The following is a 15,173-nucleotide window of genomic DNA, read 5'->3' as shown; positions in this document are numbered from 1 at the left end:
TGTTTTTTTCATCGAGGGATAAAAAACGGTAGCTAAACAATGGGTTGGAAGCCCATTGTTTAGCGGATAAAAATGAATCGAGTTATTTTGGCCGGTTTGTTTTTATTTTGCGAAGTAAAACACAGAAACCTTAAGAGCCGTGCGGGTGATTATCTACGGCTTGGTGGTGTCTGTCAACTGCTAACCATGGCTAAGGATAAAAAATGACAGAATCATATGCACAAGTTCCTTTTAGGGCTTTTAAGTTACCAGCTCACCTTTACAAGCTATTTTCATATCTGTGTTATAGATCAAACCGAAATGGTTTAACCTTTGTTGGTATACCACATTTAGCAGAGTTTTTAGGGTGTGGCGAACGGAATATTCAAAATCATATAAATGATTTAGTGGATCAGGGATATGTAAAAAAGATACATCGTTATATTGACATGAGTACCTTAGATGACAAAGGGAAGCCAAAAATTAAAACAGCTAAGCCTGGTGAACAAATAAAGGGGAGGCAAACAACCAATTTTATTAAAATAATATGGGACAATGACCCAGAAGGGTTAAACCTTACCAACGATGATTTTGATGATGCTGAACGCAAGGCAAAAGAAGAAAATATCCATACACATCAATATAATAACGAAGTTATCCACAATGTTATACACAGGGGTGAAGTGGCAGTACAGGGGGAGGGTGAAGTGACAGTACAGGGTGAGGATGAAGTGGCAGTACACCCCTATATACACAACAACACTAACCATAATCAACATTATCAAAAACACTTTTCAAAAAGAGGTTTTAAAAATTTTTGGAATGGTGAACGTGAAGTGGGTGAACCAGGCAGTGTATGGGAGTCGCGGTATATCGACGACATGAAAGAACATATCAGTTGTGCTATCGAAAGCCGCATAATATATATTATGGAAAATAAACTAAAAACAACAGACCATCCACGGTGAACAATCTAAACATTCGTCCAGGCACTACCTTTGTTAACGGCCTATTAACCATTTATCTTTAATCTCATAAATGGGCCAATGGTGGTCCAGTACTGACAATTTAGAATTAGGAGTTCGTTATGGCTAATCAACCTCAAAATCCAAATCAACAGAAACAACAGCAGCAACAGCAGCAACAAAAACAACAACAAAATCAACAACAACAGCAAAAACAATCGAGCCAACAACAACCCAAACAACAACAACAAAGACAACAAGACCAAAAACAACAACAAAAACAAAAACCTGGTCAACAAAACTAATCACGTTTTTGATGGTTACACAAAAGGTCTTGCGTGTTAGCGCAAGACCTTTTTTAATGCGATCATGTAAGGTGTCTGATAAATATCAAAATCAGGCGTTTTTTCTGATCTTTCATCGCCTTTTTTCATCATAACGTCATAAAAAAGGAGTATATGATTAAGTCGGATTATGTGATATACTACAGGATGTTTTAGTTTATTGTGATCCAGGCAGGGTTCCCTGCCCTTTACAGTAAAAAAACATAACAACAGAGTAAGTATATGAGGAGGCGTTATAAGGTATCAGGATAAGTTTATTCAAGATACAAAAACTCGAATCATAGCCGCTGCCAATGCTGATGGGGCTAACAGCGGATGCACGACTACCTATCAGGCCTTTGCAGGGATCCTTCATTATCGCTGTGGAATCAATAATAGCCCCCGTATCACACAACATTGCGATGATCCAACAAAGTATCGATTAAATGACCCCATCCTTGAAGATTTAAGAAATGAAATCTGCGGGACAGTTGGTAATCCTGCCCGTAACGGACATATAAATGAGCTCATTAACTGGGGTATTGAACAAGCAAAATTACGTGATAGCAATCAGTTAATTAATAACTTTGACAACTGTGATGAAAGAACTACCGTTATCAACACCATTGAGACCATTTATGACACTCTTGGAAATGCTCAATGCAACCCAAATGGTACTTTCAATGATGCTAGAGACGCTGATACATTATTGAATCTCAACAATCAATTGAAGGGTCAGAAGCTAACGCTCTTAAGGGCTTATTTAAATAACACGTATGGCTTACATATACCAAATAATGAGGCACTACCTGTTCCGCTACGTTCTGTGATAGAAAATGGCGAAGTTTTACAAAGCAGAAGTGAATACACGGATTTACTACAAATTTGTGGAGTCCCGGGGCATCGTCTAGTAACACCCAATGCAGCAAATGCACTATGTCAAAAAATCAATGCGCTTAACCAATTTTGGGGCATGCGCCATCCTCAAGATATTCAGAAAAAAATTGAACATAACATCCATAGTACAATTCATGAAGAATTCGTCAAACAGAAACTGCTTTTGGCTGACGTGAAAACGACAAACCAGATCCCTGGAGCAGCTATTCAGGGAGATGAGGTGCTTTATCGTGGTGCAAGTGGCATAAGTGAAGCGGCTGTTGAGAATTTCTTTCGCTATGGTCATATTAGAGCTCCGGAAAATGACGCTAAATGGTATGAATTCTCAATCCATACCCATTGGGATAAAAAAACTCCAGCAAATGCAGTAGGTGTTTCAACAACGCTTGATCCTAACATTGCTCTTGAATATATCAGAACTGGTCACACCAATCAGAATTCTCGCAATTGGGTGTTTGTTATTTATCCTCCTGAGGGAGCATCCGCTGTTTCGTTAGCCCCTTATGCTCCTTATGGAAGCCGCTTAAAAGAACTAACCCTTCCTTTTATTCGTCCAGAATGGATAAAAGCAGCCTACCGAGTAGAAAAAAGAGATGGTAATATTCATATAATGTCAAAAATGGTGAATCCTTTTTTTGATCAAAGTCTTTTCCAAGTAGGGCATCGAAGTACCCCCTCAGAAACGGAAATTATGTTTGATGGACTTGAAGAGAGCAGAGGAGGTAAATGGCTAATTAGTGCTGAGAGCAATTGGCGCACATTTAAAAATCAGTGGGTTCGCGCAAAAAATGCCCTCATGAATAAGGGAGGCTGTCAGAAAAAACGATATTTTATAAAGGACCATCTAGGCAACTTAACCCGAAATCTTGATAATGGAGAAATTGTTAGGTATAATGGCCGAGAACAATACGACATCTACAAGCAGCGATTCCAAAAAGCAGCTAATGAAACATCCAAACACGATCCTAAATATAAAAGCGAACATGATTTTAGAAAGCGCTATACCGAAGCAAACGTAAGAAATGCACGCAATCAATTAGCTAATCCTTACGGTTTTTATGGTATTCAACGACGCAGAGAGCGCGAACTTAAACTAAAATCGAAAAACCAACAAGCACTTGCTACCCATCCAGTAAGCACCTATCATTCCCTCAATAACGATTTTCAAGAAATCAGTAAATTGATAGTGGCTAACAGCAAAAAAATTAAAAGCCTCACCTCTCAAACACCAAACGATCCTAAACGCTGGGCGAAGGGCTGTGGAGCCCTGGGGATTGGTGGTGGTTTCGCTCTTGGGTTTGCAGCCATGATGTTCGCCGCCTCCCCACTTTTCATCATTGGCTTACTGTTTTTTTCGCCACTTGTGTCTGCCGCTGTGGGAGCCGGTGGAGCGAAGGCTAAAAACAAAGATAGAACCTCTGAGATTAAAAGGCTTGAGCAAAAGCAAGTATCACTTGAGCAATCGAAAGAAGAGATGGGTACACAACTTAATAAACAGCTAAAACAAATCCAGGCAGACGACAAAATCTCCACTCCCGCCCAAACTCTTGCTCCTACCTCGTTCCAAAAACGTCACCATCTGGGAGCACAATTTGCTGGGTTTGGTGCAGCTGCAGCGGCGTAAGGATCATTAAAAGTAGATTCTGCTACTGAGATCTTTTAAATTGTCCGAGCCCTCTCCCCACCACGCCCGCCCTGCCTCTGTTTTATAAGGTTATTAACATGAGAGTTGGGATGATATGTCTGTGTTTGTGTCCCCCCTTGATGCGCTTGCTCTCTGCAAATTAAATCGCTAGCCTTTTTCATATCACTTTGACCTTTGGCACCTAAGACGGCCGAAGATCCACCCAGGCCGAATGTGGCCGCACCAAGTGCAACGACTATCCAAGTAGCGGGAGCCAAGAAGAGGCATGCAATAAAGCCAATGAGGAGAAGTCCAGAAATACCTAGACCTGCACCAGCTATCTTTTGCTCATTTTTAGCGGTTTGCTTCTTCTCCAGTCCTTTTCCTGGGCGAATCCAGGGCTCTATCGGCAATGGCTTGCTTTCTCGAGCAGAAGCCGGTACCGATTTGGGACGAGATACCACTGCAGGTATTTCTGGAACCAACGGGACTATTGGATTAGCGGCAGGAAGCTCCGCATCAATATTGAGACCTTCTTCTAGCGCTTCCTCTTGCTCTTCTTCTAGCTCTTCTTCTAGCGCTTCTTCTAGCTCTTCTTCTAGCGCTTCTTCTAGCTCTTCTTCTCGCGCTTCTTCTAATATTCCATTCCCTTCTTTTGGCACGATGATCTCTTCAAAAAACTTATCAAGCCCCAAATCCTCTTCATCATTTGCTACAGGATCGTCAATGTGACGTGCCCTCTCGTCCTTAAGGCTCCTGGCTTTAGTAACCATAACATCATTGAGTATGAGGTCTGTTTCCCCAATACTATCACCTGCTTTCTCGTCCCTATCATTTAAAATCAAAGCAGGATTATGTGCAAATACTAGGGCACCAATGGCATTGTTATATGCGGTTAATGCTAGCTGCATATCCGCTTGATTTGTGTCTACCGCGGCAATCGCAGTCTTTGCTTGAGAAAATTCTTGATTGCCATTCAACGTTTCTTGAGTAATACCAAGAATGTTCAGTTGGTCATCAATCCAACTAAGGGATTCGATAATTTGATTTGTGTAATTCCCTGTATGATTTGCTACTAAGACGTTTGCCGTTTCTTCCGTTGGAGTCTCTAGCAGGGCTAATTTAATTGTATTATTACGTTCTTGATGTTGTTGGTTCAGTTGTTGGTTCAGTTGTTGGTTATGTTCTTGATGACTACTGATAATCGAATCACAGTTGTTTATTTGCAATTGAAACTCTGCATTCGCGTTTTGTTTAAATTGATCCCATATGGCATTACCTCGATTATTATCCAACTTGCCAAGAAATGTCCTAATGCCCGGCTGATCTTCGGTGTCACCAAAAAATACTCCAGCAGAATTCTTTATGAGATCGATGTTGAAACCTTGATTCGTAAGGGTATCTAAAATCGCATTAACGTATTGGAATGAATTAGCTTCTATAGCAACCCGGTAAATTGATTTCATCGCATTAAGATGGTTTATAATTTGGTCTTGTGCGAGATTATTTGGATAAAGTATTTCTGAAATTTTATTATCTAAATCATTTTTAACCCCTTCCATTACCGCCAAAACAGGTGCTCCCTCGCCGTCTATAATTTTGGCTTGTTCTCTTTCGCAGGCCGTTTTAAATAGATTTAAGCAATAGGCCTTTGAACGGTCAGAATGCACATCAGGGAATAATCGAGTTTTAATATTGTTATAGGCGATATCTTGCCCAAAATCATCACGCACTCGCGCATTGGCTGCCTGGCCTAAGAGGCGATGGCGATCAACCAAGTTGGCAATATTGGTTAATGGCTGGTTTATATCCGTTGGATATCTCTGTTGCAAGACAGCAAGGAATGGATTTAAAATCGAAGATTCAAACGCTGTTGTTATCGCTTGTTTATAAGATTCGAGGTTTTCTTGTATCTTAGCCTTCTCATTGGGATTCAAAATCTTGGTTCTTAGGGGAACCAAGGCACCTACATCCATTTGTCGCTGTTGCAATTCGTTTTCAATTTGTTCAAATGCTTGGAAAACATTCTCTGGTTCATTGTCCACATCGTTATTTAGGAACATACTTTGGTTACTCACCAGTATATGCGCTTTAATGATCTCCAATTTTTTTTGATGTTGCCGAGCTTGCTCTTGCTGTAATTCTTCATCTTTTTGCTGATCTAATTCACAAATGCGCAGCCGACACCTCTCCTGCGCTTGCGTAAGGATCCCTTGAATAGTCTCTTTCAGAATGACTCTTTGATGTTGTTGAGTTTCTTGATCTCGGTAAGTGAGGTTTATTGCATTGAAAATATCAATAACAAAATAATGTCCGGCCCGCTTAAGTGGATTATCGTTTTCTAAATTTAGAAGTTCGGCAATTTGATTGAATAATACTTCCATATTATTAGAATCACTTGACAATAAACGAAAGGCATCTCTCCTTGTTTCCCAAACTTCTTGATCGTTACTTTCAGTCATCACTGAATCGATAAAATACTGTGCAACAAGGGTAGCTTCATTTATTAATATTGCCTGCGGATCCTCAAAAATACGTACTATGCATGCGTGTTCAGCACCGTCATCCATGAATACTTTTGAAAAAGTTGTTTCATTTAGACGTTTCAACGAGCTGGACAGGCCATCCAGATTTGGAAGAGCGTCTAAATTAGCAGGCCTTCTTGGTAATAAGCTATCTGTTAGCCTCACTAATGTATCTATTCTATCTTTGAAGGCATAATAAGCGGCAGATTGAATCGCTATTTCCGTAGGGAGCCGTCGATCATTATTTTGAAGTTCTCTATATAAATCATTATAATTATCCTTAAACTCATCTGCTGAATCACCAAAATAATTAGCGTTAAGGCGAGAAAATTGCTTCCCTTTATTTATATTATAGGTTGAGCTAAACTGTGGGATTAAATCGGACCTACCGAGTGACATTTGTCCTAAAGTTCCAACATTACTTCCTGCATCTACCCATAAATCTTGGGTTGCCTTATTAAACAACGCACGTTCATCCTTATAAAATTTACGTGCGTCATTAAGTGCCTCGTTGTTATAACACGCGTGGATAAGTGCCTGCTTGCACTGGTTCAGCTTTTGTTCTGCCTGCTGTTGTTGCTGACGCTCGATTTGTTCCCGCTCTTGTTCATCCTGTTTTAACGCTTCAATATGTTTTCTTAACGGAGTAACGACAACATCGTGCCATATGTCGGCTCTAACTTGCTCTTCTAATCCCATTAAACGCATGGCTGTGCGCAAACCGTATTTTTTCTGTTGGTGTGCCTGAGAGAAATTATAATTTGGGTTACCAACTTCTGCCAGAGGATCGTTATTTAATAATTGGCTCAAGCGCAATTCGATCAGCCTGACATGATCGGTATTGATTTTTTGTTCATCAAAAATACGTGATAAATCAACCTTGTACTCATCATCTACTAAAGACTTACATATTTCCTCATAAATGCGAAATTTTTCGAGGGTTGAAAATTTAGCATGAATACCCTGACCTTTATCCAAGCCATCCTCAATATAATTAAGCAAAGCGTCTCGATTTTTTATGGCGTCCTGTGTTATTATGTATATTAAAGAATCAAAACTAACAGGGCTAGGAAGTGATTTGTACCTCCCTTGCATACATTGATTAAAACATTCGCTCGCCTTCTCCTTCGGATCATTCACTCTATGTAACGATAACACAGACGATGGTAACAAACTATTATAGTAAAATGCAGAATATAAAGGAGCGTATAAAATATTATGCTCGATGTATGCATAAATAGAATTTATTTTTTTCGGACTTATTTTGGTATATTGACCGCCTTGAAAGGTATGGGTAACCCTATGAGCAAGAGGGGGATCATTTTGGTTATAGGCCATAGATCTAAGGAATTTCTCCAGCGCAGAGGGATCAAATCGCCACAAATATGTTAAAGATTCATGTGATCGTATATTTAACTTTTCAATAAATTGTTTATCCTTATTAAAATCACCAAATACTAGTTTTGAAACATCGCCTTGTGATGTATAGTGTTTATAACTATCCGCTGCAAGAAAACGGGCTCCCAAACCAATAATACAATTATAGTACCATTCTTTATTAACAGGGTTATCACTATAATTTTCAAATAGCTGGCATAAGTCTAAACGGTACGCTTCGCTTAGAAAATGGGTTTGGCGTTCAAATATTTTATCTTGAATGTCATTAGGGTCCTTAGACGATCGAGGAAAATAAGCAATATGAAAATTGCTTCCGTTTACATCAGATTGCACACCAGAGTTATTAAGAAAATGCATGCCATTGCCTGACTCATTATCTAGACCATCATACCAGAAATAACGCTCAATCCTGTGTCCGTTGTTGGCTGCATTGATGTGTTCCCCTAGCATCAATTCATAGATTTTATCAGAAGAAAATACGTTCTTTTGATGGATGAGTTCCAGATGCTGCTGTTGCACAGCATTTACATTATGGTCACCAAGATGCTCCTCACCAATAAGTTTGGGTTTAAACACACGCCCTTCTGCTTGGGTGTTAATAAGGGATTCCAGTTGCTCAGCCGTTTGATAATAGGTAATAAAATTGGTCAAATAGCGTTTGAGATTCTTTCGAATTTGAGACGTTTGATTTTTTGGAAGCCCCGTTTCCTTGACGTAATCGTTGATCTCCGATTTAAAAATATCGCTTTTTTTCTTAGAACCTAACGCTTCAATTTCCGTCCCTAATACGTTTGCGGGAATAATAGCACCCGTACGTTCAAAATGAATTAATTTTATATTTTCTACTTTATCACGAACACTATTGTGAAGTTTTGAACAGGCTAAAACAAAGACCCCATAGTCACAGAGTTTCTGGGATAATGTTTCAATCATGTAGAGTTTATCAAAAACATCATATTGATTTTCTTTAAGTATTTCGTTAAATGATTTTAGCTGTGGCGATGCATGATTAAGAATAAGGTTGGTATCTTTATAATTTCCATCACTAATCGTTTGGTCATAGTATGAATCATATAACTCATCCAATATTCTTCGAACATTATTAATATTGGAGAGTGTATCCAAGGGAGATTTTAAAAGGACATCATTCGCTTGAAGTCCATTTATAAACTGTTGAAATTGATTGTTAATACAGCTCTCACACGCCTCTTCAACTTGAATGCTAAACCCCGCTTTATTTAGCAAACGGGGATTATTAAAGATGATCAAAGCATTGTCTAATTTAGTTATTTTTTTGTCATCGTCAGGAAGATTTTCTAAATCCGAAGAAAGAAAATCTTTTATTTCTGGAAGTAAGCCATTCATAGCCTCATCTATGGGGGAGCTTTTTTTGGAAAAACTTAATATTTCGCGAAATCTACTAATATCCTCTTTTTTTACGGGTGTTTTCTTTAAATGGGTAGATAGATTAGGAAGAATATCGTCTATTGAAAACGTAATATTATTTTGGGCTTTATTATAAAGATCACGCAACTTCTTAAATCCGTTTAAGGTGTTGCTCTTAGGATCGGTTAAAGAGTTAATAATGGATATTAATGCTTTATTATTGCCTTTAATTTCAGAATAGCTCATTGCTTCGGCTATTAAGGCTTCATAACGTTCAATGAGTGGAACAAGGCCTGCAAAAGGGAATTTTCTTAGCTCTTTAAAAATATTGCTCAGCGTAAATTCCTCAAAATAGCTGAGCTTGTTCGCAAGATCCGCAAGAGGAAAATTTTTATTTTCGATAATGGCACCAATATCTTTAAGAATATCTCCTCTTTCATTATTTAAGAGTACTTCAAAAGCTGTTCCTGTACGCGTTAGATCAAGGTAATCTGCAGCAGATTTATAGGTTTGTGACTTATTTTGCCTCTCGTACCCAGACGCCTTATCTTCAAAAACTCGTCCAAGAAAACTAAGGATATGAACCGGGTTGATATGCTGAGAAGCGATTTCGTCCTTGAACAATTTATCGATAACATAGTGAAATGAAAGGCTTGTGTTTAAGTCCTGTAAAGTAGACGTATGTTTAGAACCATCTAGAGAAAAATGGCTAGAATGATATTTGCTATTATAATATTCTTTTAATTTAAGAAGTATCGTATTGATAGTGTCATCCCGACTTTGCGTATAGCGATTTCTAAATAGAGACTGAGCTTTATTAAATACCGATTTTTTAGAACTAGACTGCGGTAGGAGAGAAACAGGAGTACGAGATCCCCTCCCTTTATTTTGATTTCTATTTCTGCCGGTCGGGGTTGCAATATCATTCGAACGGTTATCAAACGTCTGTACAAAGAGGTTTACGCGTTCTTTAAATTTAAAATTACGGAATTGATATGATAGAGTTTCATCGCTTAGAATATGTGAGGCATCTCGATAAAAGGAACGCACTTCATTAAGGATGGCTAAGTAGCTAATTGCCTGCCATTGATCGACACTATAACCAGTATAACCGTTCAACTTATCAAGCTGATTTAACTCAATTGTACGCTCTAGAGACGCAGGAAAATAGCCAACTAACATCTCAAAATTAGCCTCGGCCCAGCTCTCTATAATTGCTAGCTTCTCAAAAGCAAGCAATATATTTTGGCTCTTTGGAATTTTAAGTGGGTTCTCAGAGGGTAGTACATTGGCATCCAATTTATTTATTTCAGACAAATTACCCACTCTTTTTTCCAAAGAGCCCATATTATTATCATCGGACTTTGGCAAGCAAAGTTTTTTAATAAACAAACGCTCAGTTTTATACGCTTCGGCTTGTTCATGTTCTTTAGCATGCTTAAGAACATGCTTGTACTGATTTGAAAATTGATTAAATGCCTCTTCAAACCGGTTTGCTTTTTCATCAATAGTGTCATCTGATGCAAGTATCGCATCTGATTGATCAATAAAATCATTAATCATCTTAAATTTATAAGTATGAACAACGTTTTTAATCTCCATAATACTTGAAAAAACAGGTTCTAAATATTCAGCACGCGTTCTGTTTTTACATTGTTTAAACCAAGATTCAAGCGTACCTAAGAAAAGAGAATCAAACGATCCTCCAAACGCTTGGTGCATCATTCTTTGGCGCTCATCTTCATGAATATCATTTCGATGTGATAAATGAACGCTAGAATTTCGCAACGTTTGCAGGTTATCATCCCCTATTGCCTCAAGTGGCTTAGAAGCATTAACTCTGCATGTTGCTATATCTAAAATTTCGCTAAAAATTTCATGAGTTAAAGGATCAGAAACACTCCCGCAAAAATAATCCTTAATACTTTTATTAAATTCATTTCTCTTTAATTGTTCAGGAAGGTCGTTGTATAATTCATCTATTTGTTCTTTCTTCTCCTTTTGATTTTTATTTTTATCTTTTTTGATTTTATCCAATTTAAGAATAGCCATTTCCAGCTTCTGCCCAAACCCCGTCTTGCAATCCGTTAGGTGCAGATCTTTGATTATTTTATTGATAGCCATTTCATCAGTTGACGGTTTATTTTCTTTATGGAGGATTACAATTGCTTTTTCCCTATATTCTTTAGCATTTTTTTCCCAATAAGGCTTAATAATTTCACCAACGTAATAAGCGCTATATTGTCCAAAAATATATTGTAGCAACTTTAACTCAGTTCCGGTTACTTCTTTACGAGTGGCGAAATACGCCTTTGTGTAACTGGTATGAAATGCATGGGGTAAGGTGTTCATTAAGGGCTCGCCTATCTCGCCCAAGGCCAAAAAATTGTTCTTAACCTGCTCAAATAATTCAACGACTTCCTGTTTTTTGTTAAAAGCCTTCCATTCAGCTTTGAGCCTACCGACATTTCGATTATGTTTCTCTTTTTGCTTAATCAACGTTTTAATATAAGGGACGTCGATGTTTTCAGGATTGAGATAATCATTAACTTTCCCTTCCTTCACAGCCTGCATTGCTGTTTCCAGGAACATTAACTGCAAGTTAGGGTAACCTTGCAATAACTGTTGCAAAACGGCAACCGAACGGACAAAATTCACCCCTTCTGGATTAGCAACAAGGGGTTTTAATTCTGGAGAAAAAATGTTTTCCAGGTTCCAGGAGGCTATCCGCCCAAGTGGAGCAAGTGTTTCCTGAGTATGAAATGCAGAAAAAAGCTTCACGCCTTTCTTTTGATTGGGTATATTATTATCAATTGTGTTGATCAAACGCATCGTCTGATAGAGTTGATCAAGGCCCTGATTTAGTTTAGATTCTTCCTTTTTATATTCTGAGCCCATCAATGAATCAATTGAATTATCTTTATTACAATTTTCATTTAAAAATGACTCAAAAGAAATGGGATCTAAGTTGTTTTTAAGATGGTTAACCCATTGACTTATAGCATGCTTAAGCCATGGGTTTGATGTAATCTCGCCAAGGCCTTCAATGATTGACTGACAGCTGGCAGATAGGCTCGATTGTACATAGGGAATAGAAAGCTCGGCTATGTATTTTGTTGCACTAATACATTTACTATAACAACTAGCAAAGTAATTTATTTTTCCATTAGCTTCAACAGGCGCCCTTAGCCAATCAAACAAAGCCTTTCCTGCCTCAGACATACCATCTGAAACTATTTCCCGACTAAATTTTTTGGATTTCACAGCCTCCTTGGATATAGAATAGAATTCTATAAGTGAAATTAATTCTTTTTCATACTGGATGATAGGGATATTCGCTTGATTACCTAAGAATTTTTTTATTATTTCAAAACTACCATCGTCTGATCCTGGAAGTGTAGCCTTTTGGGGATTAGGCTTCATTTTTTTCTGGTTATCTTTGGGATCTGCCTTTTTACTTTTTTTTACCATAGCTATAACCGTCCCCGTAATCTCTTATATAAGATACTAATTCATGAATTTATGCAGGATTATACCAGAAATATGGTAATAAGTTAACAATTATTATGTGGAAATATTTTTGCTAATCAACCGTAGCATTAATATATAGTGATGGAAGTATTAAGTAGGGGCTGGATTGCGGATAGATAACGGATGAGGCTATGTTGAGAAAGGAGGCAGTATACCCTCTCCCCCCCCAGATTCATGCCAAAGTGGGCATGAATCTGCCCCTCCTCCGAGAGGTGGGGAGAAAGCAACATGCTGTCATTAAATCTCTTTACACACCACAACATTAAAAACAATAAAAAAAGCCTGGAACACCATAGGCGCCCCAGGCTTTTCCGCCTCCTTTGCAGGAGGAGAAGTATTCATGATCGTTTCAACCGAAATCTATTCGTTATGAAATTGAATTTCAGCGCGACGATTTTGTGGTTCTTTAACACCATCATTGGTTGGAACAAGCGGCTCACGTTCACCTTTGAAATCCACACGGATATTTTCTTTAGGTACACCCATGTGCTGCAGCTCAGCTGAAACAGCATTAGCACGACGTTGAGAAAGCTTCAGATTATAAGCATCTGGTCCTGAACGGTCAGCGTGTCCAGTAATATCAAATATCGCACGTCTAGCCGATTTTGACGCATCACTCGCTGATTGAATAATAGCTAAAGCATCTTTGGTGAGCTTGGCTTTATCAAAATCAAAGAAAATCAAGAATGCGCGCGATTGCTCAATAGGAGCTTGAGGTGCCGCAGCATAGGTACGAGGTTGTTGTACGACTTGGCGTGGAACCGCAACAGGTGCAGGAGCTCCGCAAATATCGCGACCCTCCACCCATTTGGTGCGAACACAATTATTAAATGTGTTTCTAACAACGTGACCACCTGTATCTCTTACTACTTTTTGACTATCAGAACCACCAGCTTCAGCAGCAATCGGAGCCGTCAAAGCGATGCATGTGCCTGTTAACATCAGTGCATGTAACATTTGTTTTTTCATCTTAATCCCGTCCTTTTATTTTCATTATTATCAATACAGACCAACCTAAATGATACATATTAATAATAAAATATCTGTTAATTGAAACATTTAATCTATTGTTAAACATTTGGATGCAGCATTAAGCAAACACCCTTTTTTCAGCATAAGCCAGGTGACAACAAAAGACAACTATTTTTGTTTGATTGCATCTAACAACTGTGGGTGAATAATTGGATTGGCAGAAATTAATGATGCGGACTCAATGTAATCATCGCCACCATTGCTATTTGTGACGATGCCACCAGCTTCTTCAATTAAAAGTTTGCCAGCTGCAATATCCCACGGTTTTGAACCACGTAACTGAATGATACCATCCAATCTGCCAGCGGCCACATACGCCATCGCCATACACGTGCTGCCTAGACAGCGAATGCCTGCAATTTTAGGCATGAGATCACCGATAATATCGGGTGTGATACTACCAATATTTAATAATGTATCACCTAATTCACGTCTACCGGACACGCGCAAGCGACGTTCACGTTGATACGAATCTTCGGCAAATGCCCCCTTGCCTTTTTCTGCCCAAAATGTTTCTTGTAAAATAGGAGAATGAATAATCGAAGCAAGAATTTGCTTTTTACCTGATGAAAGTGTTTCTTCCAAAGCAATAGCAATCGCAAACATTGGAAAACCATGAAGAAAATTATTGGTGCCATCCAGCGGGTCAACAATCCAGCGATATCGGCCTTCATCCGAACTAATTTCACCACCTTCTTCCATTAAAAAACCATAACTTGGCCGCGCTTCGGCTAATAACTTATGAAGCAGCTTTTCTGCCCGTAAATCGGCATTGGTCACAAAGTCAGCAGGTCCTTTGCGTGAGACTTGCAGATTTTCAATTTCGCCAAAATCACGTATCAACCCCTTTGCCACTTTTTGGACAGCAGATTTCATGACGGTAATGTTAGAAGAATAGGCCGTGCGTTGCATCATATAATCGACCTAAACTGCACGCTCAACGTAGCTTCCATCTACCGTTGATATCACAATTTTATCGCCTGTTGAAATAAACGTCGGCACCATGACCCTAACGCCATTTTCTAAAATAGCCGGTTTATAGGAAGAAGCCGCTGTTTGTCCTTTGATAACAGGCTCTGTTTCATCGATAGCAAACACGACATGATCAGGCAATTGTGCGCTCAGCGGTTCGCCATCATGGCTGTACACGGTAACTGTAATGCCATCTTGAAGAAATTGCGAAGCATCACCAAGGAGACTTTGTTTAATTTCGATCTGTTCGTAGGATTCATTATCCATCAGGTGCATTTTATCTTCTTCGGTATATAAAAACTGGTAGGATTTTTCATCCAGAACCACCCGCTCAACCCGTTCGTCCGAGCGCAGGCGTTCATTCAATTTATTACCATTGTTCAAATTTTTCATCTCAACCTGAACAAAAGCGCCGCCTTTGCCGGGTTTAACGTGCATCGGCTGCTTTGAAACAACCCATAAATCATTTTTAATATTAATAATATTACCAGCACGAATAGAGATAGCATCAATAATCATAAGGATCCCAAATCAAGGTTTT

At 38.7% G+C, this 15,173-nt stretch carries 7 protein-coding genes; 3 read left to right on the top strand and 4 right to left on the bottom strand.

Features of this window, described 5'->3' with window-relative positions; genetic code table 11:
• The first annotated feature begins 203 nt into the window (after positions 1 to 203).
• From IPP74_10070 to IPP74_10060, 3 genes are all read left to right on the top strand, one after another.
• On the top strand, positions 204 to 947 hold the full coding sequence (locus tag IPP74_10070) for a hypothetical protein (GenBank protein ID MBL0319613.1): 744 nt from the start codon (positions 204 to 206) through the stop codon (positions 945 to 947).
• A gap of 119 nt (positions 948 to 1,066) precedes the next feature.
• Positions 1,067 to 1,249 (top strand): hypothetical protein, encoded by a 183-nt coding sequence (locus IPP74_10065; GenBank protein MBL0319612.1) that lies wholly within the window; start codon positions 1,067 to 1,069, stop codon positions 1,247 to 1,249.
• A 727-nt stretch (positions 1,250 to 1,976) separates the two neighbouring features.
• Positions 1,977 to 3,788: a hypothetical protein gene (locus tag IPP74_10060; GenBank protein ID MBL0319611.1), complete on the top strand. Its 1,812-nt coding sequence runs from the start codon at positions 1,977 to 1,979 to the stop codon at positions 3,786 to 3,788.
• Between the two features lie 35 nt (positions 3,789 to 3,823).
• On the opposite strand, the gene IPP74_10055 is transcribed toward IPP74_10060, so the two are convergent.
• The 4 genes from IPP74_10055 to efp all read right to left on the bottom strand — a co-directional run bounded on the left by IPP74_10055 (position 3,824) and on the right by efp (position 15,151).
• Positions 3,824 to 12,568, bottom strand: coding sequence for a hypothetical protein (locus tag IPP74_10055; GenBank protein MBL0319610.1), 8,745 nt, complete (start codon positions 12,566 to 12,568; stop codon positions 3,824 to 3,826).
• Between the two features lie 420 nt (positions 12,569 to 12,988).
• Positions 12,989 to 13,597: an OmpA family protein gene (locus tag IPP74_10050; GenBank protein MBL0319609.1), complete on the bottom strand. Its 609-nt coding sequence runs from the start codon at positions 13,595 to 13,597 to the stop codon at positions 12,989 to 12,991.
• Between the two features lie 171 nt (positions 13,598 to 13,768).
• Positions 13,769 to 14,575, bottom strand: coding sequence for an inositol monophosphatase (locus tag IPP74_10045; GenBank protein MBL0319608.1), 807 nt, complete (start codon positions 14,573 to 14,575; stop codon positions 13,769 to 13,771).
• A 9-nt stretch (positions 14,576 to 14,584) separates the two neighbouring features.
• Complete coding sequence (efp, locus tag IPP74_10040) at positions 14,585 to 15,151, bottom strand: elongation factor P (protein MBL0319607.1); 567 nt, start codon at positions 15,149 to 15,151, stop codon at positions 14,585 to 14,587.
• Positions 15,152 to 15,173 lie beyond the last annotated feature (22 nt).

This window comes from Alphaproteobacteria bacterium (assembly GCA_016722515.1).
In the GTDB taxonomy this organism is placed as follows: domain Bacteria; phylum Pseudomonadota; class Alphaproteobacteria; order Rickettsiales; family JADKJE01; genus JADKJE01.
This window is presented reverse-complemented; position numbering and strand designations above follow the sequence as displayed.